The sequence below is a fragment of the Nocardioides sp. 1609 genome (assembly GCF_004522105.1).
GTDB lineage: Bacteria > Actinomycetota > Actinomycetes > Propionibacteriales > Nocardioidaceae > Nocardioides.
Map to the genome: position 1 here is coordinate 1 of NZ_SPUJ01000013.1, position 25,581 is coordinate 25,581.

The 25,581-nt window shown below is 73.7% G+C and carries 26 protein-coding genes and 1 rRNA gene; 26 read left to right on the top strand and 1 reads right to left on the bottom strand.

Translation table 11 applies throughout. The annotated features are described in order from the left end of the window. The first annotated feature begins 167 nt into the window (after nucleotides 1-167). Nucleotides 168-284: ribosomal RNA gene (rrf, locus tag E4623_RS22185) — 5S ribosomal RNA — on the top strand. Nucleotides 285-465: 181 nt separating this feature from the next. Further along, complete coding sequence (locus E4623_RS22190; protein WP_134768766.1) at nucleotides 466-852, top strand: single-stranded DNA-binding protein; 387 nt, start codon at nucleotides 466-468, stop codon at nucleotides 850-852. On the opposite strand, the gene E4623_RS22195 is transcribed toward E4623_RS22190, so the two are convergent. Beyond that, nucleotides 812-1,948 carry a DUF1015 family protein gene (locus tag E4623_RS22195; protein WP_134768767.1) on the bottom strand — a complete coding sequence of 379 codons (1,137 nt, stop codon included), beginning with the start codon at nucleotides 1,946-1,948 and terminating at the stop codon, nucleotides 812-814. The genes E4623_RS22190 and E4623_RS22195 overlap by 41 nt on opposite strands. 71 nt (nucleotides 1,949-2,019) lie before the next feature. Between E4623_RS22195 and E4623_RS22200 the strand changes: the two genes are divergently transcribed. From E4623_RS22200 to E4623_RS22315, 24 genes are all read left to right on the top strand, one after another. Continuing rightward, complete coding sequence (locus E4623_RS22200; RefSeq protein WP_245155220.1) at nucleotides 2,020-3,021, top strand: HAD-IIA family hydrolase; 1,002 nt, start codon at nucleotides 2,020-2,022, stop codon at nucleotides 3,019-3,021. 28 nt (nucleotides 3,022-3,049) lie between these two features. Beyond that, nucleotides 3,050-3,259: a hypothetical protein gene (locus E4623_RS22205; RefSeq protein WP_134768768.1), complete on the top strand. Its 210-nt coding sequence runs from the start codon at nucleotides 3,050-3,052 to the stop codon at nucleotides 3,257-3,259. Continuing rightward, nucleotides 3,259-4,098: a TlyA family RNA methyltransferase gene (locus tag E4623_RS22210; protein ID WP_134768769.1), complete on the top strand. Its 840-nt coding sequence runs from the start codon at nucleotides 3,259-3,261 to the stop codon at nucleotides 4,096-4,098. Before E4623_RS22205 ends, E4623_RS22210 begins: the two co-directional genes overlap by 1 nt. After that, nucleotides 4,095-5,045 carry an NAD kinase gene (locus tag E4623_RS22215; protein ID WP_245155221.1) on the top strand — a complete coding sequence of 317 codons (951 nt, stop codon included), beginning with the start codon at nucleotides 4,095-4,097 and terminating at the stop codon, nucleotides 5,043-5,045. The genes E4623_RS22210 and E4623_RS22215 overlap by 4 nt, the downstream gene beginning before the upstream one ends. 13 nt (nucleotides 5,046-5,058) lie before the next feature. Beyond that, nucleotides 5,059-6,774, top strand: a complete 1,716-nt coding sequence (gene recN / locus E4623_RS22220) for a DNA repair protein RecN (protein ID WP_134768770.1) — start codon at nucleotides 5,059-5,061, stop codon at nucleotides 6,772-6,774. A 27-nt stretch (nucleotides 6,775-6,801) separates the two neighbouring features. Continuing rightward, entirely contained in the window at nucleotides 6,802-8,496 is a 1,695-nt protein-coding gene (locus tag E4623_RS22225; RefSeq protein ID WP_134768771.1) for a CTP synthase, read from the top strand. Continuing rightward, entirely contained in the window at nucleotides 8,493-9,092 is a 600-nt protein-coding gene (locus E4623_RS22230) for an NUDIX hydrolase (protein ID WP_134768772.1), read from the top strand. Before E4623_RS22225 ends, E4623_RS22230 begins: the two co-directional genes overlap by 4 nt. 169 nt (nucleotides 9,093-9,261) lie before the next feature. After that, nucleotides 9,262-10,386 carry an alanine dehydrogenase gene (ald, locus tag E4623_RS22235; RefSeq protein ID WP_134768773.1) on the top strand — a complete coding sequence of 375 codons (1,125 nt, stop codon included), beginning with the start codon at nucleotides 9,262-9,264 and terminating at the stop codon, nucleotides 10,384-10,386. Further along, a complete protein-coding gene (xerD, locus tag E4623_RS22240) occupies nucleotides 10,383-11,321 on the top strand; it encodes a site-specific tyrosine recombinase XerD (protein ID WP_134768774.1) in 939 nt (312 codons plus the stop codon). Before ald ends, xerD begins: the two co-directional genes overlap by 4 nt. A 38-nt stretch (nucleotides 11,322-11,359) precedes the next feature. Further along, the gene (locus E4623_RS22245; RefSeq protein WP_134768775.1) at nucleotides 11,360-11,944 is read left to right on the top strand and encodes a hypothetical protein; all 585 of its coding nucleotides are present in this window, start codon (nucleotides 11,360-11,362) and stop codon (nucleotides 11,942-11,944) included. Between the two features lie 21 nt (nucleotides 11,945-11,965). Continuing rightward, complete coding sequence (locus E4623_RS22250; RefSeq protein ID WP_134768776.1) at nucleotides 11,966-14,575, top strand: DEAD/DEAH box helicase; 2,610 nt, start codon at nucleotides 11,966-11,968, stop codon at nucleotides 14,573-14,575. A gap of 131 nt (nucleotides 14,576-14,706) precedes the next feature. Continuing rightward, nucleotides 14,707-15,597 carry a ParA family protein gene (locus E4623_RS22255; RefSeq protein WP_245155222.1) on the top strand — a complete coding sequence of 297 codons (891 nt, stop codon included), beginning with the start codon at nucleotides 14,707-14,709 and terminating at the stop codon, nucleotides 15,595-15,597. Continuing rightward, nucleotides 15,582-15,926, top strand: a complete 345-nt coding sequence (locus E4623_RS22260) for a hypothetical protein (RefSeq protein ID WP_134768778.1) — start codon at nucleotides 15,582-15,584, stop codon at nucleotides 15,924-15,926. Before E4623_RS22255 ends, E4623_RS22260 begins: the two co-directional genes overlap by 16 nt. 30 nt (nucleotides 15,927-15,956) lie before the next feature. Further along, complete coding sequence (locus tag E4623_RS22265; protein ID WP_134768779.1) at nucleotides 15,957-16,805, top strand: segregation/condensation protein A; 849 nt, start codon at nucleotides 15,957-15,959, stop codon at nucleotides 16,803-16,805. Continuing rightward, the gene (gene scpB, locus E4623_RS22270) at nucleotides 16,802-17,503 is read left to right on the top strand and encodes an SMC-Scp complex subunit ScpB (RefSeq protein WP_134768780.1); all 702 of its coding nucleotides are present in this window, start codon (nucleotides 16,802-16,804) and stop codon (nucleotides 17,501-17,503) included. The genes E4623_RS22265 and scpB overlap by 4 nt, the downstream gene beginning before the upstream one ends. After that, on the top strand, nucleotides 17,500-18,249 hold the full coding sequence (locus E4623_RS22275) for a pseudouridine synthase (protein WP_134768781.1): 750 nt from the start codon (nucleotides 17,500-17,502) through the stop codon (nucleotides 18,247-18,249). The genes scpB and E4623_RS22275 overlap by 4 nt, the downstream gene beginning before the upstream one ends. A gap of 22 nt (nucleotides 18,250-18,271) precedes the next feature. Further along, on the top strand, nucleotides 18,272-19,060 hold the full coding sequence (locus E4623_RS22280) for an AraC family transcriptional regulator (protein WP_209020832.1): 789 nt from the start codon (nucleotides 18,272-18,274) through the stop codon (nucleotides 19,058-19,060). 4 nt (nucleotides 19,061-19,064) lie between these two features. Beyond that, nucleotides 19,065-19,454, top strand: coding sequence for a VOC family protein (locus E4623_RS22285; protein ID WP_209020833.1), 390 nt, complete (start codon nucleotides 19,065-19,067; stop codon nucleotides 19,452-19,454). Nucleotides 19,455-19,573: 119 nt separating this feature from the next. Continuing rightward, nucleotides 19,574-19,960 carry a chorismate mutase gene (gene aroH, locus E4623_RS22290; RefSeq protein ID WP_134768782.1) on the top strand — a complete coding sequence of 129 codons (387 nt, stop codon included), beginning with the start codon at nucleotides 19,574-19,576 and terminating at the stop codon, nucleotides 19,958-19,960. 11 nt (nucleotides 19,961-19,971) lie between these two features. Continuing rightward, the gene (cmk, locus tag E4623_RS22295; RefSeq protein WP_134768783.1) at nucleotides 19,972-20,727 is read left to right on the top strand and encodes a (d)CMP kinase; all 756 of its coding nucleotides are present in this window, start codon (nucleotides 19,972-19,974) and stop codon (nucleotides 20,725-20,727) included. A gap of 22 nt (nucleotides 20,728-20,749) precedes the next feature. After that, the gene (locus E4623_RS22300) at nucleotides 20,750-21,499 is read left to right on the top strand and encodes a lysophospholipid acyltransferase family protein (protein WP_245155223.1); all 750 of its coding nucleotides are present in this window, start codon (nucleotides 20,750-20,752) and stop codon (nucleotides 21,497-21,499) included. After that, nucleotides 21,496-22,875: a ribosome biogenesis GTPase Der gene (gene der, locus E4623_RS22305; RefSeq protein ID WP_134768785.1), complete on the top strand. Its 1,380-nt coding sequence runs from the start codon at nucleotides 21,496-21,498 to the stop codon at nucleotides 22,873-22,875. The genes E4623_RS22300 and der overlap by 4 nt, the downstream gene beginning before the upstream one ends. Nucleotides 22,876-23,049: 174 nt before the next feature. After that, a complete protein-coding gene (locus tag E4623_RS22310; protein WP_134768786.1) occupies nucleotides 23,050-23,754 on the top strand; it encodes a hypothetical protein in 705 nt (234 codons plus the stop codon). A gap of 25 nt (nucleotides 23,755-23,779) precedes the next feature. Then, entirely contained in the window at nucleotides 23,780-25,351 is a 1,572-nt protein-coding gene (locus E4623_RS22315; RefSeq protein WP_134768787.1) for a DNA polymerase Y family protein, read from the top strand. Nucleotides 25,352-25,581 lie beyond the last annotated feature (230 nt).

Sequence of the window (25,581 nt, forward strand, 5' to 3'; positions counted from 1 at the left end):
GCCGACCGGTACTAATAGGCCGAGGGCTTGCCTTACAAATCTTCAACCAACATCACACAGAGAAACAACTACGAGTTGTTGCGTGTTCGCGTCCACTACACAAGTTTCCACACCACCCAACCCGGGGTTCGATATGCCGGGGTTGGGGTTGGGTGTGGTCATAGAGTTACGGCGGCCATAGCGGCGGGGAAACACCCGGTCCCATACCGAACCCGGAAGTTAAGCCTGCCAGCGCCGATGGTACTGCAATCGCGAGGTTGTGGGAGAGTAGGACGCCGCCGGACAACTATTCGCAGAAGGGCGACCCCTCGGGGTCGCCCTTCTGTCGTTTTCGCGTATTTGTCCCGCGCGATGGCCACATGTCGTCCACAGGGCACCGCCGTCGGCGGTTCTCCACAGGCCGCGGTCCGCCGTGCGCGTCCTGTCCGCGGCGACGGTCAGGGTTCGTCGTGGAGGTGACGCGTCATGAGTCCACACACGAAGGACACGAGGGAAGGGACGTCGGAGTCCCTGCACGAGGCAGTCGAGGCGGTCAACGACGTCAGGTTGGTCGGTCGGCTGGCGGCGCCGGCCGAGGCCAAGGAGCTGCCGAGCGGCGACACGCTCGTGTCGTTCCGGGTGGTGGTCGACCGACCACCGCGTCAGCGGCAGCGCCAGCGTGTCGACGCGTTGGAGTGTGTCGTCTGGACGGGCCGGGTGAAGAGATCGGTCGGCACCTGGCGCGAGGGAGACCTCGTGGAGGTCAGCGGGTCCATCCGGCGGCGGTTCTTCCGCACCGCGGTCGGCACCGGCTCCCGCGTCGAGGTGGAGGTCAGGTCGGGTCGGGTTCTTCGTCGCGCCAGGAGCGGATGAAGGCGCCGAAGGCGGGCTTCGGCTGGAACGACGTGGCCTTCTCGGGGAAGAGCCTCCCGCTCGCGACGACGCGCTGCACCTGGGCCACGGACGGGGCCGGCATCAGCACGGCCGTGCCGTGGTCGGGCTCGACCTGCGCCAACGCCTCCTGCGCCGTGTGGTGGAACGTCACGCGGCTCGGACCGTGGCCGAGCGAGGGGACCAGCTGGTCGTGGAGGACCTCCGCCTCCACACGGTCGCCCTCGAGCTCGAGGTGCACCGTCAGCCACGTCTCGGTGTCGGTGACCACCAGCGTGCGGGGGCCGAGCAGCGCGACCGCCTCCTCGTGCGAGCGGAGGGTGGTGCGGATCCCGAGCGTGCGCGCCGCCGCCTCCACGTCGTGCACCGAGGAGCCGGCGAGGACCCGGTGGATGGCGCCCAGGAAGAGCGGGGTGTCGGTCTGGTCGACGATCATCGCCAGTCCACGGTCGGCGGCCGTGCCGAGGTCGCGCTGCTGCAGGCGCAGGTAGGCGGCGTAGCGGTGGTGCCCGTCGGCGATGAGGGCGGTCGTCGGCGCGATCAGCTCGGCGACCTCGGCGATCACGGACGGATCGGTGATCGCCCAGATCCGGTGGAACTGGCCGGACCGGTCGGTGATCTCGTGGTCCGGTCCGGCTCGACGCACCTGCGCCAACAACGCGCGGAGCGCCGCCGGCGAGTCCTGCACGAGCAGGATCGGGCCGGGGTTGACCCGCATCTGCTCCATCCGGTCGGCGAGGTCGTCGGCCTGGGCGGGGTAGATCCCCTCGTGCGGGAGGATCGCCCGGTCCTCGAGCCGCACGGCGCGGCTGGAGACGTCGATCGCACCGACGAGCCCACGCACGGTGATGCCGTCGACGGTGTACTCGTGCACGTAGAGCGCGGGCCCCGGGTCGTGGGTGATCATCCCGCGCGCCTCCCACGTCTGCAGACGGCTGGCGAGGTCGCGGTACGGGCGGGCGAAGAGGCGCGACGCGGCTGGATCGCCGATCCGTGAGGGGACGAGCCGCAGCGCCCGGAACGGGGCCAGCCGGAGCGGTCGCGCCACGAAGGGCGGGGTGACCGCGGCGGACTCCATCCGATCACCCTACGAGGACGCGGGTGGGGGCGAGGACGGCGACACGACCCGACGACTGGGAGACTGGCGAAATGTTGTCCGAATCCCTGAGCCCGCTCGCCGAGACCTACGACCTGGCGATGCTCGACCTCGACGGCGTCGTCTACGTCGGGCCGGACGCCGTGCCCGGCGCGGCCGACCACCTGGCGGAGGTCCGGACCGGGGGGATGCGGCTCGCCTTCATCACCAACAACGCGGCGCGGCCGCCGTCGACGGTCGCCGACCACCTCACGTCGTTGGGGGTCCGGGCCGAGGTCGGTGACGTCGTCACCTCGGCACAGGCCGCGGCCCGGGTGCTGCTCGACCGGCTGGGTCCCGACGGCCGGGTCGTCTTGCTCGGGGGCGAGGGTCTCCAGGTGGCGCTGACCGAGGCCGGGTTGAGCATCGTCGGGCCCGACGACGACGCCGACGCGGTCGTCACGGGCTACGGGCCGCAGGTCGTGTGGGCCGACATCATGCGGGCCTCGGTGCGGATCCGCGACGGTCTGTGGTGGGTGGCCAGCAACACCGACCTGTCGATCCCGACGCCCTACGGCGTCGCGCCCGGCCACGGCGTCCTGGTCGACACGATCCGCCGGTTCGCCGGGGTCGACCCCGAGGTCGCCGGCAAGCCCGCGCGTCCGCTGCTCGACGAGACGGTGCGCCGCGTCGGTGGCGAGCGTCCGTTGATGGTCGGCGACCGGCTCGACACCGACATCGAGGGGGCCCGCAACGTCGGCATCGACTCGCTGCTCGTCCTCACCGGCGTCACCGGGCTCGACGAGCTGGTGGCCGCCCGCCCCCAGGAGCGCCCCACCTACGTCGGCCTCGACCTCGGAGCGCTCCGCGAGCCGCAGCCGGCCCCCCAGGAGACCGGCGAGGGCTGGACCCTCGGTGGCTGGTCCGGCCGCGTCGTGGCGGACCGGCTCGAGGTCGACGGCGACGGCGACCCGGGGGACTGGTGGCGCGTCGTGGCGGCCGCGTCCTGGTCGCACCTGGACGTCGCCGGAGCGGCCCCGGGCACCGACGGCGTCACCCCTCCCGCGGCACCGTGACGCCGGCGCCGGCCGGTAGGCTCACGGGATGAGTGCGCAGCCCGGTGACGAGTGGTCCGACGACACGGGCCTCCTGGACGACGAGCCGCCCCGCCCCCGGCCCGAGCCGACCGGTGACGCGCGCGTCGACGCGGTGATCGAGGCGGTCGCCGGGCTCGACGACCGCCCGCTCGAGGAGCACGTCGCCGTCTTCGAGTCCGCCCACGGCGAGCTCCGCCGCACCCTCGACACCGCCTGATGCCACCTCGTCGCCTCCGCCTCGACGCGGAACTGGTCCGCCGCGGCCTGGCCCGGTCCCGCGAGCACGCGGCGGAGCTGGTGGCAGCGGGACGGGTGACCGTGTCCGGCGCGGCCGCCACCAAGCCCGCGACGGGCGTCACCACCGACGTCGCGATCGTCGTCGTCGACGACCCCGACCGCCCCGACTACGTCTCGCGGGGCGGGCACAAGCTCGCCGGGGCGCTGGACGTCTTCGAGCCGGCCGGCCTCACAGTGGCCCGGCGTCGCTGCCTGGACGCCGGCGCCTCGACCGGCGGGTTCACCGACGTGCTCCTGCGCCGCGGGGCCCGCGAGGTCGTCGCTGTCGACGTCGGCTACGGCCAGCTGGCCTGGTCGCTGCAGAGCGACGACCGGGTCGACGTCCGGGACCGCCAGAACGTGCGGGAGATCACCGCCGACCTGATCGGCGGCCCGGTCGACCTCGTGGTCGGCGACCTCTCCTTCATCTCCCTGACGCTCGTGCTCGACGCGTTGACCGGCGTGACCGCCGCCGACGGCGACCTGGCGCTCATGGTCAAGCCACAGTTCGAGGTCGGCAAGGACCGGATCGGCAAGGGCGGCGTCGTCCGCGACCTCGGCCTGCGCGCCGAGGCGGTCGCGACGGTCGCCGACCACGCGGCCCGCCGGGGCTGGGGCGCCCGGATGGTGACCCGGAGCCCGCTGCCCGGTCCGTCCGGGAACGTCGAGTTCTTCCTCTGGCTGCGCCGGGGCGACCCCGAGATCTCCCAGGACGAGATCGACGCGGCTGTGCACGGCGTCGACGCCCCGTCGGTGCCGGGTGAGAGGCTGGAGCCGTGACGGACTCCGCGACGGTGAGACGGGTGCTGCTGCTGGCGCACACCGGGCGTGCCCAGGCGCGCGAGGTGGCGACCGCGGTGATCTCCGGGCTCACCTCCCACGGCATCGTGGTCCGGCTGCTGAGGCCGGAGGCCAAGGACCTCGGTGTCGACCTCGAGTCCCCGACCCTCGAGCTCACCGAGTCCGAGACCGACGCCGGGCACGACTGCGAGCTCACCCTCGTCATCGGCGGCGACGGCAGCATCCTGCGAGCCGTCGAGCTCACCTACGACAGCGCCACCCCCGTGCTCGGGGTCAACCTCGGCCACGTCGGGTTCCTCGCCGAGGCCGAGCCGGAGGAGGTCGACGCGACCATCGCGGCGATCGTCGAGGCTCGCTACATCGTCGAGGACCGGCTGACCCTCGACGTCGAGGTCAGCCTCGACGGCGAGGTCCTCGCCCACACGTTCGCGGTCAACGAGGCCAGCGTCGAGAAGGCCGCGCGCGAGCGGATGATCGAGGTGGTCGTCGAGGTCGACGGCCGTCCGCTGTCGCGCTGGGGCTGCGACGGCGTCGTCTGCGCGACGCCGACCGGCTCCACCGCCTACAACTTCAGCGCCGGCGGCCCGATCGTCTGGCCCCAGGTCGAGGCGCTCTGCGTGGTCCCGCTCAGCGCGCACGCCCTCTTCGCCCGTCCGATGGTGGTCGGGCCCGACTCGGTCGTCGCCATCGAGGTGCTCGCCCGCACCGACGGCTCGGGCGTGCTGTGGTGCGACGGCCGGCGCACGGTCGACCTGCCGCCGGGGGCTCGGATCGAGGTCCGGCGCGGGGTGCGACCGGTGCGGCTCGCCCGCGTGCACCAGGCGCCGTTCACCGACCGGCTGGTCGCCAAGTTCGGGCTCAACGTCGAGGGCTGGCGCGGCGAGGGCGAGCGGCGCCGGCTCCGCGCCACGAGCGAGACCCCGTGATGGTGAGGACCTCGTGATCGAGGAGATCCGGATCAGCTCCCTCGGCGTCATCGATGCCACCGTGCTCGAGCTCGGCCCCGGCCTGACCGTCATCACCGGCGAGACCGGAGCCGGCAAGACGATGGTCGTCACCGCGCTCGGCCTCCTGCTCGGCGGACGGGCCGACACCGGCGCCGTCCGGACCGGCGCGAAGCAGGCCCGCGTCGAGGGCGTCGTCAACGCCGCGCGGCTGCCCGCCTTCGTGTCCGCCGTCGAGGACGCCGGCGGCGAGGTGGAGGACGGCCTCGTCGTGCTGGCGCGCAACGTCTCGGCCGAGGGCCGCTCGCGCGCCTTCGTCGGCGGGGCGACCGTGCCCGTCGCGACCCTGACCGAGGTCGCGGAGCCGCTGGTCGCCGTCCACGGACAGTCCGACCAGCACCGCCTGCTGCTGCCGCGGGCCCAGCGCGACGCCGTCGACCGCTTCGGCGGCCCCAGGCTCGCCAAGACCCTGGCGCGCTACACCGACCTCTACCGCCGCCTCGACGCCACCAGCCGCGAGCTCGACGACGTCGTCGCGTCCTCGCGCGAGCGCGCCCGAGAGGCCGACCTGCTGCGCTTCGGGCTGGGCGAGGTCGAGGCGGTGTCCCCCGAGCCGGGGGAGGACGACGCGCTGGCCGCCGAGGAGTCGAGGCTCGGCTACGCCGACACCCTGCGCGCGGCCGCCGAGCACGCCCGGACCGCACTGTCCGGCGACGAGTCCGGCGAGAGCGGGGCCGACGCCCTCGGCACCACCGCAGCCGCCCGCGGGTTCCTCGAGAGCGTCCGCGAGCACGATCCCGAGGTCGCCCAGCTGGCCGACCGGATGGCCGAGGTCGTCTACCTCGTCTCCGACGTCGCCGCCGACGTCGCGTCGTACGCCGACCGGGTCGACACCGACCCGCACCGGCTGGCCGCCGTCTCCGAGCGCCGCGCCGCACTCACCGCGCTGACCCGCAAGTACGGCGACACCCTCGACGAGGTGCTCGCCTGGTCCGCCCGCGCCGCCACCCGGCTGCTCGACCTCGACGGCACCGACGAGCGCATCGAGGCCCTCACCGTGGAGCGCGACCGGTTGCGCTCCGAGCTCGGCGGGGCGGCCGCGGCGCTGTCGAAGGCCCGCACGGCTGCGGCCCGCACGCTGGAGAAGCAGGTCACCGCCGAGCTGACCCTCCTGGCGATGCCGCACGCCGTGCTGTCGATCCGGGTCACCCCGACCGAGCCCGCCGCCCACGGGGCCGACGACGTCCAGCTGCTGCTGGCCGCCAACACCGGCTCGGAGCCGCGCCCGCTGTCCAAGGGCGCCTCGGGCGGTGAGCTGTCGCGGGTCATGCTGGCCATCGAGGTCGCCCTCGCCGGCACCAGCCCGGTGCCCACGTTCGTCTTCGACGAGGTCGACGCCGGCGTCGGCGGAGCGGCCGCGGTCGAGGTCGGCCGCCGGCTCGCCGAGCTGGCACGCACCGCACAGGTCCTCGTCGTGACCCACCTTCCGCAGGTGGCGGCGTACGCCGACCGCCACGTCCTGGTGCAGAAGTCCAGCGACGGGTCGGTCACGAGCTCGGGGCTCACCGTGCTCGACGACGCCGCCCGGGAGCGCGAGCTGTCGCGCATGCTCGCCGGCCTCGCCGACTCCGACACCGCGCTGGCCCACGCCCGTGAGCTGCTCGACGTCGCCCAGGTGGCGAGTCGCACGGCGCGCGGAGGCAACGACTAGCGCCGGACTGGGATAGGATCGAATCCCGTGAAGGCGGCCCCGGTAGACCAGTCCAAGCACGTGTTCGTCACCGGCGGAGTCGCCTCGTCGCTCGGCAAGGGGTTGACCGCCTCGAGCCTGGGTCGGCTGCTGCGCTCGCGCGGGCTCCGGGTCACGATGCAGAAGCTCGACCCGTACCTGAACGTGGACCCCGGGACGATGAACCCGTTCCAGCACGGCGAGGTCTTCGTCACCAACGACGGCGCCGAGACCGACCTCGACGTCGGCCACTACGAGCGGTTCCTCGACACCGACCTCAACCAGATCGCCAACGTGACGACCGGGCAGGTCTACGCCAGCGTCATCGCCAAGGAGCGCCGCGGTGACTACCTCGGCGACACCGTGCAGGTGATCCCGCACATCACCAACGAGATCAAGGACCGCATCCTCGCGATGGGCGGACCCGAGATCGACGTGGTGATCACCGAGATCGGCGGCACCGTCGGCGACATCGAGTCGCTGCCGTTCCTCGAGTCCGCCCGCCAGGTGCGCCACGAGATCGGCCGCGACAACTGCTTTTTCCTGCACGTGTCCCTGGTGCCCTACATCGGCCCGTCCAAGGAGCTGAAGACCAAGCCGACCCAGCACTCGGTCGCCGCGCTGCGCCAGGTCGGCATCCAGCCGGACGCCGTCGTGTGCCGCGCCGACCGCGAGCTCCCCGACTCGATCAAGCGCAAGATCTCGCTGATGTGCGACGTCGACGAGGAGGCCGTGGTCACCGCCGCCGACGCCCCCTCGATCTACGACATCCCGAAGGTGCTGCACCGCGAGGGTCTCGACGCCTACGTGGTGCGGCGCCTCGACCTGCCCTTCCGCGACGTCGACTGGACGGTCTGGGACGACCTGCTGCGCCGGGTCCACCACCCGAAGGAGGAGGTCACCGTCGCGCTGGTCGGCAAGTACATCGACCTGCCCGACGCCTACCTCTCGGTCGTCGAGGCGCTCCGCGCCGGCGGGTTCGCCCACGAGGCGAAGGTGGAGATCCGCTGGGTCCCCTCCGACGAGTGCGCCACCCCGGCCGGAGCGGCCAAGCAGCTCGCCGACGTCGACGGCATCATCGTCCCCGGCGGCTTCGGCATCCGGGGTATCGAGGGCAAGCTCGGCGCCCTGACCTACGCCCGGACCCACCAGATCCCGACCCTCGGCCTCTGCCTGGGCCTGCAGTGCATGGTCATCGAGTACGCCCGGTCGGTGGCCGGGCTCGAGAAGGCCGCCTCCACCGAGTTCGACCCCGACTGCCCCGAGCCGGTCATCGCGACCATGGAGGAGCAGAAGTCCTACGTCGAGGGCGCCGGCGACCTGGGTGGCACGATGCGCCTCGGCCTGTACCCCGCCGAGCTGGTGCCCGGCACGGTGGTGCACGAGCAGTACGGTGCCGACCGGATCGAGGAGCGGCACCGGCACCGCTACGAGGTCAACAACGACTACCGCGACCAGCTCGCCGCGGCCGGCCTGGTCTTCTCCGGCACGAACCCCGACCTCGGCCTGGTCGAGTTCGTCGAGCTGCCCCGCGAGGTGCACCCCTACTACGTCTCGACCCAGGCGCACCCCGAGCTGCGCTCGCGGCCGACCCGACCGCACCCGCTGTTCAGCGGCCTGGTCGGCGCGGCGATCGACCGTCAGCGGGAGCTGCGGTTCCCGATCGACGAGACCGGGCTGCGTCCCGAGCCGACCGAGGCGTGAGCGCGCTGGCCGACCGGCCGGAGCAGTGGCCGGTCCTCGAGACGCGCGACCTGCACCGCGACGGGTGGGTGGTGGCCCTGCGGGCCGACACCGTCACCCGCCCCGGCGGCGGCGACGAGGCGCCGTTCCGGCGGATCGTGCTCGAGCACCCCGGTGCGGTCGTGGTGCTGGCCGTCGACGACGACGACCACGTGGTGCTGCTGCGTCAGTACCGGCACGCCGCCGGCCACCGGTTCGTCGAGCTCCCGGCCGGCCTGATCGACCACCCGGGGGAGGACCCGGTCGACGTCGGACGCCGGGAGCTGGCCGAGGAGGCCGGGCTGGCGGCCGCGACCTGGACCGACCTCGGCACGAGCTGGTCGAGCCCCGGCATCTCGGCCGAGCGCCTCCACCACTACCTGGCCCGCGGCCTCACCGACGTGGGCCGCGGCGACTTCGAGATGGTGCACGAGGAGGCCGACATGGAGGTCTTCCGGGCGCCGTTCGCCGACCTGGTCGCCGCCGTCCTGGCCGGCGACGTCACCGACGGCCCGCTGGTGATCGCGGTGCTGAAGGCACACGCGGCCGGCCTGGTCGGGCCCGGCCTGCCCGCCTAGGCCGCTCCGGCTCCGAGCACCGGCTCGGGGCCACAGGGCGCGGTCGCGTCCCGGATCCTCGTGCCGTCGCGGCCTCCACCGGTCCCGGCCGACCGGAGCGGCGCCCGGGAGTAGGGTCACCGGCGAGAAGGGCACGACGACGTGCCCCGCACGCTCGAGGAGGTCATTGGTGAAGGTCGGCGTACCCAAGGAAGTCAAGAACCACGAGTACCGGGTGGCGATCACGCCGGTCGGGGTGCACGAGCTGACCGCTCACGGCCACGACGTCGTGGTCGAGCACGGGGCCGGCATCGGGTCCTCCATCCCCGACGAGGAGTACGTCGCCGCTGGCGCGAGGATCGTGGCCACGCCCGAGGAGGCGTGGGGCACCGACGGCGGCGTCGACATGGTGCTCAAGGTCAAGGAGCCGGTCGCCGAGGAGTACCACCGGATGCGGGAGGGCCTGACCCTCTTCACCTACCTCCACCTGGCCGCCGACAAGCCGCTGACCGAGGAGCTCCTGGCGCGCAAGGTCACCGGCATCGCCTACGAGACCGTGCAGCTCCCCTCGGGCGGGCTGCCGCTGCTGTACCCGATGTCGGAGGTGGCCGGCTGCCTGGCACCCCAGGTCGGTGCGTACTCGCTGCTCAAGGCCCAGGGCGGCCGCGGCGTGCTGATGGGCGGCGTCGGTGGCGTGGCCAACGCGAAGGTCGTCATCATCGGTGCCGGTGTCTCGGGTCAGAACGCCGCCAACATCGCGCTCGGGATGGGGGCCGACGTGACGCTCCTCGACACCGACCTCGACAAGCTGCGGATGTCGTTCTGGCGCTACAACAACCGGGTCCACGGGTTGGCGTCGTCGAGGCTCGCGATCGAGCAGCAGGTGATGGAGGCCGACATGGTCATCGGGGCCGTGCTCATCCCCGGTGCCGCGGCCCCCAAGCTGGTCACCAACGACCTGGTCTCGCGGATGAAGCCGGGCTCGGTGCTCGTCGACATCGCCGTCGACCAGGGCGGCTGCTTCGAGGACACCCACGCCACCACCCACGCCGACCCGACCTACCAGGTCCACGGCTCGACGTTCTACTGCGTGGCCAACATGCCCGGTGCGGTGCCCAACACCTCCACCTACGCGCTGACCAACGCCACCCTGCCCTACACGGTGGCGCTGGCCGACCGGGGCTGGGTCGAGGCCTGCCGGGCCGACCGGTCCCTGGCGCTGGGCTTGAACACCCACGCCGGCGACCTGACCAACGCCCCGGTGGGCGAGGCCGTCGGCATCGAGGCGGTCTCGCTCGACGACGTCCTGGCGTGACCGACGACGGCGCCGGCGCGGTCGGGCGCGCGGTCCGCACCTACCTCGACCACCTCTCGGTCGAGAAGGGGCTCGCGCTCAACACGCTGACGTCGTACCGGCGCGACCTGCGGCGCTACCTCGAGTTCCTCGGCGCCCAGGGGATCGACGACCTGGCCGGGGTGAGCGAGGCGACCGTGTCGGCGTTCCTGGTGCGGCTGCGCGAGGGCGATGCCGACCACCCGCCCCTGAGCAGCACGTCGGCGGCCCGCACCGTCGTCGCCGTGCGCGGCTTCCACCGGTTCGCGGTCGCCGACGGACTCGCGGAGGTCGACCCCGCGGCCGGCGTGAAGCCGCCGGCCGCGGGCAAGCGGCTGCCCAAGGCGCTGCCGCTCTCCGACGTGGAGGCGATCCTCGAGGCCGCCGGCGCCCCCGGCACGAACCTCGCGCTGCGTGACCGCGCGCTGCTCGAGGTGCTCTACGGCACCGGGGCCCGGATCTCCGAGGCGGTGGGCCTCGACGTCGACGACCTCGATGCGGTCGACGGGACCGTGCTGCTGCGCGGCAAGGGCTCGAAGGAGCGGATCGTGCCGATCGGCTCCTACGCCCGCGACGCGGTCGAGGCCTACGTCGTCCGGGCCCGGCCGGAGCTGGTGTCGACCCGCGCCGTCGGGGGAGCGCTGTTCCTCAACGCCCGCGGCGGCCGGCTCTCGCGGCAGTCGGCGTGGGCGGTGCTGGTCAGGGCCGCCGAGAGGGCCGGGGTGACCCGCGACGTCTCGCCGCACACCCTGCGGCACTCGTTCGCGACGCACCTGCTCGACGGCGGCGCCGACGTCCGCGTCGTCCAGGAGCTGCTGGGGCACGCGTCGGTCACCACCACCCAGGTCTATACGCTCGTGACCGTCGACAACCTGCGGGAGGTCTTCGCCACGGCGCACCCGCGCGCCCGGGAGTGACGCCCCACCCACTCGTGCCAGCTGCCCCGGAGGCTCCCATGCGCCGTCCCCTGACCACCCTCGCCGCCCTCGTGGCGGCCTCCGTGCTGCTCGCCGGGTGTGGTGGCGACTCCGACGACGACGCCGCCGACGACCCGTCCTCGCCGGCCACGTCGTCGTCCGCGGCGGGCGAGACCACCACGCCGCCGCTCGACCCGAACACCGAGGCGCCCGTGCCGTCGGAGTCCGAGGACCCCGACGACACCGACGAGGACCCCACCGCACCCGCCGACGAGCCGGCCGACGCGGTCGAGCTCTGCTCGGCGTTCCGTGACTTCGCCACCGCCCTGAGCGCGGCGCCGGTCCCCACCGAGGGTGACGACGCGCCGCTCACCCCGGAGACGATCGACGCCATCCACCAGTGGGGCGAGGACCTCGAGGCCGCCGAGCTGCCGGCCGGGTTCACCGACGACCAGCGTGCCGGCGTCGCGGCGATGGTGAAGGCCCTGGACGCCTTCCCCGACACGGCCACGGTCGCCGAGCTCGACGCCCTCGAGGAGGTCCTCTCCGAGGAGGAGCAGGACCAGGCCGAGGCGGTCTCCGACTACGTCGAGGCCACCTGCACCATCCCGAGCGGCAGCTGACCCGGGTGCGAGACTGATCCGGTGACGGGCGACGCGGACGACTGGGAGGTCGTCTACGACGACATCACCGCCTACGCCGCGGGCCGCGGCCTCGAGCTCTACCCCCACCAGGACGAGGCGGTCCTGGAGATCCTGGCCGGCAACAACGTCGTCCTCGCGACGCCGACCGGGTCGGGCAAGTCGCTCGTCGCGGTCGGTGCGCACAAGGCGGCGCTGGCCAGCGACCGGGTGTCGTTCTACACCGCGCCGATCAAGGCGCTGGTGAGCGAGAAGTTCTTCGACCTGTGCCAGGTGTTCGGCGCCGACCAGGTCGGCATGCTCACCGGCGACGCCTCGGTGAACGCCGACGCCCCGATCATCTGCTGCACCGCGGAGGTGCTGGCCAACATCGCGCTGCGCGAGGGGTCGACGGCCGACGTCGGGCTCGTGGTGATGGACGAGTTCCACTTCTACGCCGAGCCCGACCGCGGGTGGGCGTGGCAGGTGCCGCTGCTGGAGCTGACGCAGGCGCAGTTCGTCCTGATGTCGGCGACCCTCGGCGACGTCAGCGAGCTGGCCGCCGACCTGACCCGGCGCAACGGCCGCGAGACCGCCGTCGTCGACGAGGCCGAGCGTCCGGTCCCGCTGAGCTTCACGTGGGCGCTGACGCCGTTGGCCGAGACGCTCGAGGAGATCGTCTCGACCCACCAGGCGCCGGCCTACGTCGTCCACTTCACCCAGAAGGACGCCGTCGAGCACGCGACCGGCCTCCTCAACGCGAAGTGGCTGCCGAAGGGTGCCGAGCACGCCGTCGAGATCCCCCCGGACTTCCGGTTCGGCGCCGGGTTCGGCAAGACCCTCTCCAAGCTGCTGCGGCGCGGCATCGGCGTGCACCACGCCGGGATGCTGCCGCGCTACCGGCGCCTGGTCGAGCAGCTCGCGCAGTCCGGCGCGCTCACCGTCATCTGCGGCACCGACACCCTCGGCGTCGGCATCAACGTCCCGATCCGCACCGTGCTGTTCACCGCGCTGGCCAAGTACGACGGCAACCGGTCGCGCGTGCTGCGCACCCGTGAGTTCCTCCAGATCGCCGGGCGAGCAGGCCGGGCCGGCTTCGACACGTCCGGGTACGTCGTGGTCCAGGCGCCCGAGCACACCATCGAGAACGAGCGGGCCAAGGCCAAGGCCGAGGCCAAGAACGCCGCGATGAGCGAGGAGAAGCAGGCCAAGCGCAAGAGCAAGGCGCAGCTGCGCAAGCCGCCCGAGGGCACCGTCGTGTGGACCGAGCAGACCTTCGACAAGCTGGTCGCCGGCGTGCCGGAGCAGCTCGTGTCGCGGATGAAGGTCGACAACGCGATGCTCGTCAACGTCCTCTCGCGCGACGAGGACGCCGTCGCCGTGCTGCGCCGGCTGCTCACCGACAACCACGAGCCGCGCCGCTCCCAGCTCAAGCTGGTCCGCCGGGCGCTGCGGCTGGGCCGCAGCCTGGTGCACTCCGGCACCGTCGTCCGCCTCGACCGGCCCGACGACCTCGGCCGACGCTACGTGCTGGCCGACGACGTGCCCGACGACTTCGCGCTCAACCAGCCGTTGTCGCACTTCGCGCTGGCCGCGCTCGACGTCCTGGACCCCGAGTCCGACGACTACACCGCCGACGTCGTGTCGGTGATCGAGGCCACCCTCGAGGCGCCCCGGCAGATCCTCTTCGCCCAGCAGCACGCCGCGCGCGGCGAGGCGATCATGGAGATGAAGGCCGACGGCCTCGAGTACGAGGAGCGGATGACCCTGCTCGAGCAGGTCACCTGGCCGCAGCCGCTGGCCGAGGTGCTGGGGGCGACCTACGAGATGTACCGCGAGCGGCACCCGTGGCTGCGCGAGGACGCCCTCGACCCCAAGTCGGTGGTCCGTGAGCTCTACGAGCAGGGCATGTCGTTCACCGACTTCGTCTCCCGCTACCAGCTGGCCCGCTCGGAGGGCCTGGTGCTGCGCTACCTCACCGACGCCTACCGCGCGCTGCGCCAGACCGTGCCCGAGCAGCACCGGACCCCCGACCTCGAGGACCTGCTCGAGTGGCTGGGCGAGACGATCCGCCAGACCGACTCCTCGCTGCTCGACGAGTGGGAGGCGCTCAGCGACCCGGACCACGCGGCCCGCGCGATCACCGAGAACGCGCCGCCGTCGTCCCCGAGGCCGCTGTCGAAGCAGGACCGGGCGTTCCGGGTGATGGTGCGCAACGCCATGTGGCGCCGCGTCGACCTCGTCGCCCGCGACGACCTCGACGGACTGATGGCGCTGGAGCGGGCCGCGGCCGACCGGCTCGACCCGGCGCGCGAGGTCGTGATGACCCGCTCGGCCTGGGACGCCGCCATCGAGGAGTACTACGCCGAGCACGACCGCGTCGGCACCGACGGCGACGCCCGCTCACCCGAGCTGCTCGCGATCGAGCCGGCCACCGGCGTCCCCGCCGGCGTGGAGGTCGACGACGACGTCGAGGAGGCCGACCTGCCCGCCGTCCGGCTCTGGCGCCTGCGGCAGACCGTCGCGGACCCCGAGGGCCACCACGACTGGGTGATCGACGCCGTGGCCGACCTCGACGCCTCCGACGAGCTCGGCGAGCTGGTGCTGGCGACGGTCGCGATGACCCGGCTCTGACTGGCCGGGTGCCTGCGGCGCCGTCCGCCGGGTTCGGACCTAGGATGAGCCGCGCGCCCTCCGACGTCGCCGTGTCGACAAAAGTAGGCTGCTCAGCACCACCCGACCGTCCGACGACCGAGAGACTGCCCGTGTCCGAGTCCCTGCCCTTCGAGCACCCCGTCACCGCCGCCCCGGGGAGCGCGCTCGGACCGACGGGTCGCCCGCTCCGCGACTTCCCGGAGCCCGCTCCGGTCACGTCGCACGGGCCGGCGCGGGTGATGTCGATGTGCAACCAGAAGGGCGGCGTCGGCAAGACCACGACGACCATCAACCTGGGCGCGGCGCTCGCCGAGTACGGCCGCAAGGTGCTGCTCGTCGACTTCGACCCGCAGGGCTCGCTGTCGGTCGGGCTCGGGCTCAACCCGCACGAGATGGACCTGACCATCTACAACCTGCTCATGCAGTCGGACGTCACGCTCGACGAGGTCGTGGTCCCGACCGGAGTGCCCGGCATGGACCTGCTCCCGTCGAACATCGACCTCTCCGCCGCCGAGGTGCAGCTGGTGCACGAGGTCGGCCGCGAGCAGACCCTGCAGCGGGTGCTGCGGCCGGCCATGTCGCAGTACGACGTCATCATCATCGACTGCCAGCCCTCGCTCGGGCTGCTCACCGTCAACGCGCTCACCACGTCGCAGGGGGTGCTGATCCCGCTCGAGTGCGAGTACTTCGCGCTGCGCGGTGTCGCGCTGCTCAAGACGACCATCGACAAGGTCCGCGAGCGGCTCAACCCCGACCTCGAGATCGACGGCGTGCTCGGCACCATGTTCGACGGCCGCACCCTCCACAGCCGCGAGGTGATGGAGCGGCTGGTGCAGGCCTGGGGCGACACGGTCTTCCACACCGTGATCCGGCGGACCGTGAAGTTCTCCGACGCCACCGTCGCCGGGGAGCCGATCACGTCGTACGCCTCGACCTCGGCCGGTGCCGAGTCCTACCGGCAGCTGGCCCGGGAGGTGCTGGCCCGGTGGCACGACGCGTGAGCCTGCCGGCCGCGGACGACCTGTTCCGGCCGACCGACACCCAGGCCAGGCAGAGCGCGGGCGCCGCCCCGGCCGCGGGCGAGGACACCGCCGCGCCCGAGGGCCCGCGCCGGCCCAGCGGGCGGGTGCGCCACGACGAGAAGGTGACCGTCTACGTCACCGCCGACGAGCTGCTCGACCTCGAGAACGCCCGGCTGACGCTGCGCCGCGCCCACGACCTCGCGGTCGACCGCGGCCGCCTGGTGCGCGAGGCGGTGGCGCTGGTGCTGGAGGACCTCGAGGCCCACGGCGGCGACAGCGCGCTGGTGCGGCGGCTGACCCAGGGATGACCCGCGAACGACGGCGCCGGTGACAGCGCCATGACCGAGGTCGAGTCCGCGCCCGCCTTCTCGCTCCACCTCGACAACTTCGAGGGGCCCTTCGACCTGCTCCTCAGCCTGATCTCCAAGCACAAGCTCGACATCACCGAGGTCGCGCTGTCGCGGGTGACCGACGAGTTCATCGCGCACGTCAAGGCCGGTGGGAGCGTCTGGGACCTGGAGCAGACGACGTCCTTCCTGCTCGTGGCCGCGACCCTGCTCGACCTCAAGGCCGCCCGGCTGCTGCCGCAGGGCGACGTCGAGGACGAGGAGGACCTCGCGCTGCTCGAGGCCCGCGACCTGCTCTTCGCGCGGCTGCTGCAGTACAAGGCGTTCAAGCTGGTCGCCGCCGCGTTCGGCACCCGCCTGGAGGGTGAGGGCCGCCGGCACCCCCGCGCGGTCGGGCTCGAGGACCGCTTCGCCGGGCTGCTGCCCGAGGTGCTGATCGGGATCGGGCTGGAGCAGTTCGCCGGTCTCGCCGCCCGGGCGCTGGAGCCGAAGACCGCGCCCGAGGTCAGCCTGCAGCACATCCACGCCGCCACCGTGTCGGTGCGCGAGCAGGCCGGCGTGGTGCTCGACCGGCTGCGCCGCAGCGGCACCATGACCTTCCGTGCGCTGTGCGGCGACTCGCCCGACACCCTGACCACCGTCGCCCGGTTCCTGGCGCTGCTCGAGCTGTTCCGCGAGGGCGCCGTCGCCTTCGAGCAGGTCCAGGCGCTCGGCGAGCTGACCGTGCGCTGGACCGGCGACGAGACCGGCGAGGCCGGCGAGGCCGACGAGCTGCTGACCGAGATCGACGAGTTCGACGGGACGCCGCTGCCCGCGGCGCCGTCCGAGGAGACGCCATGACCGAGCACGCCGAACCCCCTGCCGAGCCCCTCGCAGAAGCCGCTGGCGTGGCCGAGCAGCTCGCCGTGCCCCTCGCGGAGCTGCGACCGGCGCTGGAGGCGGTGCTGATGGTGGCCGACCAGCCGCTGGACGAGACGACGCTGGCCACCGCGGTCGGCTACCCCGGCGATGAGGTCACCTCGGCGCTCACCGCGCTGGCCGCCGAGTACGACGAGCAGGGCCGCGGCTTCGAGCTGCGCAACCTCGCCGGTGGGTGGCGCTACTACACGCGTGAGGCCTACGCGGCCGTCGTCGAGGGCTTCGTGCTCGAGGGTCAGCAGGCCCGGCTCACCCAGGCCGCGCTCGAGACGCTCGCCGTCGTCGCCTACAAGCAGCCGGTGACGCGGGCCCGGGTCTCGGCGATCCGCGGCGTGAACGTCGACGGCGTGATGCGCACCCTGCTCTCGCGGGGGCTGGTCGAGGAGGCCGGCCGCGACGGCGAGCACGGCGCGACGCTGTACCGCACGAGCAGCTACTTCCTCGAGCGGATCGGGGTGCAGTCGATCGACGAGCTGCCCGAGCTGGCGCCGTACCTGCCCGACATGGACGACCTCGACGACGAGCTCGCCGCGATGCTCGCCCCCTCCGGGCCGGCCGCGGCACCCGAGCCGACCGGCGAACCCACCGACGCAGCACCCGAGCAGGACGGACCCGCATGAGAGACGTCGCGACCGACGAGGACGGACTGATCCGGCTGCAGAAGCTGCTGGCCCAGTCGGGCGTGGCCTCGCGCCGCAGGTGCGAGGAGCTGATGCTCGACGGCGAGGTCGAGGTCGACGGCGAGGTCGTCACCCGGCTCGGCACCAAGGTCGACCCGCGCACCGCCGTCATCCGGGTCTCCGGCCTGCGGCTCCCGCCGGTCTCCGAGCACGTCTACCTGGTGCTGAACAAGCCGCGCGGGGTGGTCTCCACGATGTCGGACCCGGAGGGTCGGCGCACGATCGCCGACGTCGTCGTCGACCGGCCGGAGCGGCTCTTCCACGTGGGGCGGCTCGACACCGACACGTCCGGGCTGCTGCTGCTCACCAACGACGGTGACTTCGCCAACAAGATGGCCCACCCGTCCTACGAGGTCGACAAGACCTACGTCGCCGAGGTCGAGGGCCGGGTGACGAAGGAGACCGTCGCGACCCTGCTCGCCGGCGTCGAGCTCGACGACGGCCCGGTGCGGCCGACCCAGGTGCGCATCGTCGCCGCGCAGCAGGGCAAGTCGATCGTCGAGCTGGTGATCCACGAGGGCCGCAACCGCATCGTCCGCCGGCTGCTCGACCACCTCGGCCACCCGGTGCAGAAGCTCAGCCGCATCCAGCTCGGTCCGGTCCGCCTCGGCGGCCTGCCGGCGGGGGAGCTGCGCGAGCTCACCAACGACGAGCTGGGAGCGTTGCTCGACAGCGTCAGGCTGTGACGGGCCGGCGTACGGTGGCGGCGTGAGCGTGCCCGGTGTGCTGGCGCCGTACGTCGCGAGCCTCGTGCCCTACGACGTGTGCGGCGAGCCCGGCGTGCACATCGGGATGCCGTCGACGTGCCTGACCCTGGTGCTCGCGGTCGACGAGCCCCTCGACGTGGGCTGGGCCGGGGGCGCGCGGGTGTCGTCGTGGGCGAACGTCGCCGGCCTGCACCCGTCGCCGGCCGAGATCCGGCACGGACGGCGCCAGCGCGGGGTCTACCTCGACCTGACCGTCACGGGTGCCCGGGCCCTGCTCGGGCTGCCCGCCGGTGCGCTGGCCGGGGCGCTGGCCGACGTGGCCGACGTCGATCCCGCGATGCGCGACCTGCCCGAGCGGTTGGCCGGCTCGTCGCCCGACCGCTGGACGGCGGTCGTCGCCCGGGCCCTCATCGCGGCGCTGTCGCGACACGACGCCCCGGCGCCGCGGGCGGAGGTCGGACGAGCCCTCGCCCGGCTCACGCGCGGAGCCCGGGTGGCCGACGTCGCCGAGGACGTCGGGTACAGCCGTCGGCACCTGGGCGACCTCGTGCGCGCCGAGTGCGGCGTGTCGCCGCAGGAGTACCGGCGGCTGGCGCGGTTCGAGCGCAGCCACGCGCTGGTCCGCGACGCGGCGACGTCCCTGGCGGACGCCGCCGCGCGCTGCGGCTACGCCGACCAGTCCCACCTGGCCCGCGAGTGGACCGCCTTCGCAGGGTGCAGCCCCTCGGAGTGGCGCCGCCGAGAGCTCCCGTCCGTCCAAGCCGGGGGTCCCGGGTCGGCGGCAGGGTGAGGCCATGGACACCACCGACATCAAGCACTGGCAGAGCATGAGCGTCCGCGACGCCGACGTGATGACCACCTGGCTGGCCGCGATCGGCTTCCGCGAGCACGCGACGTACCGCAGCGCCGAGGACCCGGACGTCGTCGAGCACGCGGAGTGGCTGTGGGAGGGCGGCGGCGGGATCATGTTCGGCACCGAGCGCCCCGACTCTCCCGTCGCCGCTCCGGGGCGGTCCTCGGCCTACCTCGTCACGGCCGACCCCGACGCCGCGGTCGAGCGGGCGGTCGCTGCCGGGGCGAGCCTCGAGCGGGCCGTCGTCGACCAGGACCACGGCGGCCGTGGCGGCAGCGTCCGCGACCCCGAGGGCAACCACTGGTCGTTCGGCAGCTACCAGCCGGGCTGAGGCCGCCCGACGCCACGGACTGCTGGTGGGCCAGCCACGACGCCGCGCACGGCGCGCCGCGGTGTCACCAGACGACACCTGGGCGCACGTCGCCGGCGTCCGTCACTAGGCTGGCGGGCATGGCAGTGCGCGCAGTCAGGGGAGCGACCCAGCTCGACGTCGACGAGCGTGAGCAGATGCTCGAGCGGGTCTCGGAGATGGTGCTCGACGTGATGACGTCCAACGGCCTCGGCGTCGACGACTTCATCTCGGTCATCTTCACCGCGACCAGCGACCTGCACAGCGAGTTCCCGGCGTACGCCGCGCGGCAGCTCGGGTTCGGCGACGTCCCGCTGATCTGTGCGCGCGAGCTCGAGATCGAGGGCTCGATGCCGCGGGTGGTGCGGATGATGGCGCACGTCGAGAGCGACCTGCCGCGCGCCGAGATCACCCACTGCTACCTGCACGGCGCCGCGGCGCTGCGCTCGGACCTGACGCGGGTCCGGTCCGTCCCCGACCAGCAGTAGGATCGCTCCCCGTGACAGGGGACCCCAGCAGCACGGCCGGCGGCGCGCTCGGCAGCACGCTCGGCAGCACGCTCGGCAGCACGCTCGGCAGCATCGTCGTGGCGGTCGACGGCACGTCCGGGTCGGGCAAGTCGAGCACCTGCCGCGGCGTCGCGGCGCGGCTCGGCCTGCGCTACCTCGACACCGGCGCGATGTTCCGCGCCGTCACCTGGTGGATGCTGCAGCAGGGCGTCGACGTCCACGACGCCGACGCGGTCGCCGCCCGCGCCGGCGAGCCGGTGCTGGCCTCCGGCACCGACCCCGAGGGTCCGACGATCGCGGTCGACGGTGTCGACGTGAGCGCGGCGATCCGCACCGACGAGGTCACCCGCGCGGTCTCGCCGGTCAGCACGGTGCCGGCGGTGCGGGCCCGGCTGCTCGCCCAGCAGCGCGAGATCATCGCCCCGCCCGGTGGGCCGGGCGGGGGGATCGTCGTGGAGGGCCGCGACATCGGCTCGACCGTCTGGCCGCAGGCCGAGGTCAAGGTCTACGTCACCGCCGACCCGGCCGCCCGCGCCGCCCGCCGCGCGCTCGAGGAGGGCGGCTCCGACGTCGCCGCGACCGAGCAGGTGCTGCGCGAGCGCGACCGGATCGACTCCGCTCGGGCGACCGCGCCCCTGGTGCAGGCCGACGGCGCCGTGCACGTCGACACCACGCCGTACACCCTCGACGAGGTGATCGACCTGCTCGTCGACCTGGTCGAGCGCACGCTCGCGCCGACCCCGTGAGGCCGGGGCTGTCGTGTCGGCCGTGACCCCGCACACCGACCTGCCGCGCACCGACGGCGTCCGCCGGCCGCCGCGTTGGCTGCTGCGCGGCGCCCGGCCGGTCACCCGGTGGCTGGTGAACCGCCGCCACGACGTGCACGTGCACGGCGCCGAGCACGTGCCGACCGCGGGGCCCGTCGTGCTCGCGGCCAACCACATCGGGGTGGTCGACGGCCCGCTGCTGGCGATCCTCTCGCCGCGCCCGGTGCACGCCCTCACCAAGGTCGAGATGTTCCGCGGCCCGCTCGGCCGCTTCCTGGCCAGCGCCGGCCAGATCCCCCTCGACCGGTTCCACACCGACCCGAGCGCGGTGAAGGCGGCCGTCCGGGTGCTGCGCGACGGCGGTGTCGTCGGGATCTTCCCCGAGGGCACGCGCGGCTCCGGCGAGCTCGAGCTCTTCCACCGCGGCGCCGCCTACCTGGCGATGACGACCGGCGCCCCGATCGTCCCGGTGCTGTGGTTCGGCACCCGCGAGCCCGGCGGGTCGAGCTCGTCGCTGCCGCCGCGCCGGGGTCGGATCGACGTGGTCTTCGGCACCCCGTACGCCGTCGATGCGGTGCTGTGGCCCCGGACGCGAGACGATGTGGGGGAGACGTCACGCCTGCTCCGGTCCCGGATGCTGGCCGACCTCGCGGAAGCAATCCGGACCACCGGGCGTTCGCTTCCCGGGCCCCTGCCTGTGGGCCAGCACGAGCCAGACCCCGGCGGGGGCGTTACGGAGAAATCGGCATGACCACGGACAACAGCGACTACGAGGCCCCCGAGGGGTTCGGCGACGACGAGACCCCCGACGGACCCATTCCGGTCCTCGCCGTCGTCGGGCGGCCCAACGTCGGCAAGTCGACGCTGGTCAACCGGATCATCGGGCGCCGCGAGGCCGTCGTCGAGGACGTCCCGGGCGTGACCCGCGACCGCGTCTCCTACGACGCGCACTGGAACGGTCGCGCCTTCACCGTCGTCGACACCGGCGGCTGGGACCCCGACGCCCGCGGCCTCGCGCAGCGGATCGCCGCCCAGGCCGAGGTCGCGGTGACCCTCGCGGACGCCGTCCTCTTCGTCGTCGACGCGACCGTCGGGATCACCGACGCCGACGCCGAGGTCGTCAAGATCCTCCGCAAGTCCGGCAAGCCGGTGGTGCTCGCGGCCAACAAGGTCGACGACGCCCGCGCCGAGGCCGAGGCCTACGGCCTGTGGAACCTCGGGCTCGGCGAGCCGTGGCCGGTCTCCGCGCTGCACGGCCGCGGCTCGGGCGACATGCTCGACGCCGTCCTGGACGCGCTGCCCGAGCCGCCGCCCGACCGCGACAAGGAGCCGGGCGGACCGCGCCGGATCGCGATCGTCGGCAAGCCCAACGTCGGCAAGTCCTCGCTGCTCAACAAGCTCGCGGGTGAGGAGCGCGTGGTCGTCGACAACGTCGCCGGCACCACCGTCGACCCCGTCGACGAGCTGATCGAGCTCGGCGGCCGCACCTGGCGCTTCATCGACACCGCCGGCATCCGCAAGCGGGTCAAGGAGGCCTCGGGCCACGAGTACTACGCCTCGCTGCGCACCACGACCGCGATCGACCGCGCCGAGGTCGCCGTCCTGGTCGTCGACGGCGGTCAGACCGTCTCCGAGCAGGACCTGCGGATCATCCAGACCATCCGCGAGGCCGGCCGGGCGCTCGTGATCGCCTTCAACAAGTGGGACCTCGTCGACGACGAGCGCCGCTACTACCTCGAGCGCGAGATCGAGCGCGACCTCGTGCAGGTGCAGTGGGCGCCGCGGATCAACATCACCGCCCGCACCGGCTGGCACGTCGACCGGCTGGTGCCGGCGATCGACCGTGCCCTCGAGGGCTGGGAGACCCGGGTCAGCACCGGCATCCTGAACGGCTTCCTGGGCCGGCTCGTCGCCGAGCACCCGCACCCGGTGCGCAGCGGCAAGCAGCCCAAGGTCATGTTCGGCACCCAGGCCGGCACCGCGCCGCCGACGTTCGTGCTGTTCACCTCCGGCAAGCTCGACGCCTCCTACGAGCGCTACATCGAGCGCCGGCTGCGCGAGGAGTTCGGCTTCGTGGGCACCCCGCTCGTGCTGACCCAGCGGGTGCGCGAGAAGCGCAGGCGCTGAGCCGTTCCGGCTCCTCGTCGTCGGGCTGCCCCGACGACGAGCCGGGCGCCGGGCCGTGCTGACGCCGGCCGGGCTGACGGTTGCTCGCCGCGGTGGCCTCGTGACGGTGTCCACGGGAGGATGAGGAGCACCTCGCCCGCTTGACCCGTTCGAACATGTGTTCGATCATGAGGGGTGCCCGCTCGTTCCACCCTCTCGCCCCTCGACCCGTCGCGGTCGGTGGTCGACCAGCTGCGCGAGCGGGTCGCGGCGATGGAGCGGAAGCCGGCCCGGCAGCCGGTCGCGACGCTGCCCGCGCTCGCCGACCTGGTCCCGCTGCACGCCGGCGGCACCTTCGGCGTCGACTCCGCCGCCCTCGGGCTGGCCCTGGCCGCCGGGGCGTCCCAGGCCGGTGAGTGGGTGGGCTTCGCCGGCTGGGCCGACTTCGGCGCCGAGGCGGCCGCCGGGCTCGGCGTCGAGCTGGCGCGCACGGTCCTGGTGCCCGACCCGGGCGAGCACTGGCTGGAGGTGACCGCGGCGCTCGTCGACGTGCTGCGGGTCGTCGTCCTGCGCCCCCCGATCGGGGTGGGCGCTGCGGTCGACGCCCGCGCCGCCGGCATCCTCGAGTCCCGGCTGCGCACCCGCTCCTCGGTGCTGGTCGTGTGGGGCGACTGGCCCCGCGTCGACGCCCGGATCACGCTCGAGGAGTCCCGCTGGAGCGGTCCCGACGCCGGGGCGGGCTGGTTGCGCGAGCGTCGTGCCCGGGTCGCCGTCCGTCGTGGTGCGCGGCCGCCGGTGCGCGCCGACCTGTGGTTCCCGGGGGTCGGCGGCGGGGTCGAGCCGGCCGCGGCGTCGGGTGTCGCGCCGTCCGTCGTCCCGATCCGCGAGGCGTCCGGATGAGGGTGTCGAGGACGGGCGTGACGCCATGAGGGTGATGGTCCTCTGGTGCCCCGACTGGTCGGTGGTGGCCGGGCTGGCCGAGGCCGAGCAGCCGGAGCGGATGCCGGCCGCGGTGCTGTCGGGCAACATCGTCGAGGTCTGCAACGCCCCGGCCCGGGCCGAGGGCGTGCGCCGCGGTCAGCGCCGCCGCGACGCGCAGTCGCGCTGCCCCGACCTCCTGCTGCTGCACGACAACCCCGACCGCGACGCCCGGGCCTTCGAGCCGGTGCTGGCGACCGTCGAGGAGCTCCGGCCCGGGGTCGCCGCGCTGCGACCCGGGCTGCTGGCCGTGCGGGCGCCCGGCAGCTGGTTCGGCACCGAGCAGAACGCCGCGGCGACGGTCAGCCAGGCGCTCGTCGAGTCGGCGGTGTGGGACGTCCGGATCGGCATCGCCGACGACCTGTTCACCGCCGAGCAGGCGGCCCGCCGCGCCGTCGTCCAGGGGTGGGAGGTGGTGGCGCCGGGCGGGTCGGCCGGCTTCCTGCGCACCCTGCCGGTCGACGTCCTCGAGGGCGACGGTCCGGCCGGGCGCGAGGCGGTCAGCCTGCTGCGCCGGCTCGGGCTGCCGACCCTCGGCGACCTCGCCGCGCTGCCCGGCGACGCGGTCGAGCACCGGCTCGGCCGCTACGGCGCCACCGTGTGGCGGCGCGCCCGCGGCGAGGACCCCGCCCTGTTCGCCGCCCGCACCCCGCCGGCCGAGCTCGACGTCGAGGTGGTCTTCGAGCCACCGCTCGACTCGGTGGAGGCGGTGGCCTTCAGCGTCCGCACCACCGCGGAGCGGTTCGTCGCCCAGCTCGCGGCCCGACAGCTGGTGGCGACCGGCGTCCGGGTGGAGGCGGACGCCGACGGCGCCACGGTCTCGGCCCGCACCTGGCTGCACCCCCGCTACTTCGGCGCCCGCGACCTGGTCGACCGGGTGCACTGGCAGCTGCAGCCCGCGGCGAGCTCGGCGCTGCGCTCGCGCAAGCAGTCGGGCTCGGTGCGCGCCCCGATCGAGCGGGTCCGCTTCGTGCCCGAGACCGTCGAGCCGGCTGCGGCGCACGGGGAGGCGCTGTGGGGCGGCAGCTCCGACGACCTGGTCGAGCGCGGCGTCGCGCGGGTGCAGGGGATGGTCGGCTTCGACGCCGTGCGCCGTCCGGTGCTGCAGGGCGGGCGCAGCCCGGCCTCGCGGCAGGCCACGGTGCCGTGGGGCGAGCGGGCCGTCGACCTGCGGCCGGTCGACCGGCCGTGGCCGGGACGGGTGCCGGGTCCACCGCCGGTGCGGGTCTTCACCTCCCCGCTGCTCGCCGAGGTCGTCGACGACGGCGACCGGCCGGTCGCGGTCACCGAGCGCGGCGCGGTCACCGCCGAGCCCCGTCGGTTCCGCGTCGGCGGCGACCGGGTCCGGCTGCCGTGGCAGCCGGTGAGCGCGTGGGCCGGGCCGTGGCCGGTCGACGAGACGTGGTGGGCCGGGGGAGCCGGGCTGCGCTCGCGGTTCCAGGTGGTCGGGGCCGACGGCCGGGCCTGGCTGATGGTCTGCGGTGCCGACGGCTGGTCGGTGGAAGCGGGCTACGACTGATGAGGCCCGGCCTGGGGTGGTCTCGACTCGGCTCGCTGACGCTCGCCGGCTCGACCAGCGGGGGTGTCCGGTGGTCGAGCCGTGGGGACGGAGTCACCGCGAGTCGAGACCTGGCGGGGTGGGGGTGGTCTCGACTCGGCTCGCTGACGCTCGCCGGCTCGACCAGCGGGGGTTGCCGGTGGTCGAGCCATGGGGACGGAGTCACCGCGAGTCGAGACCTGGCGGGGTGG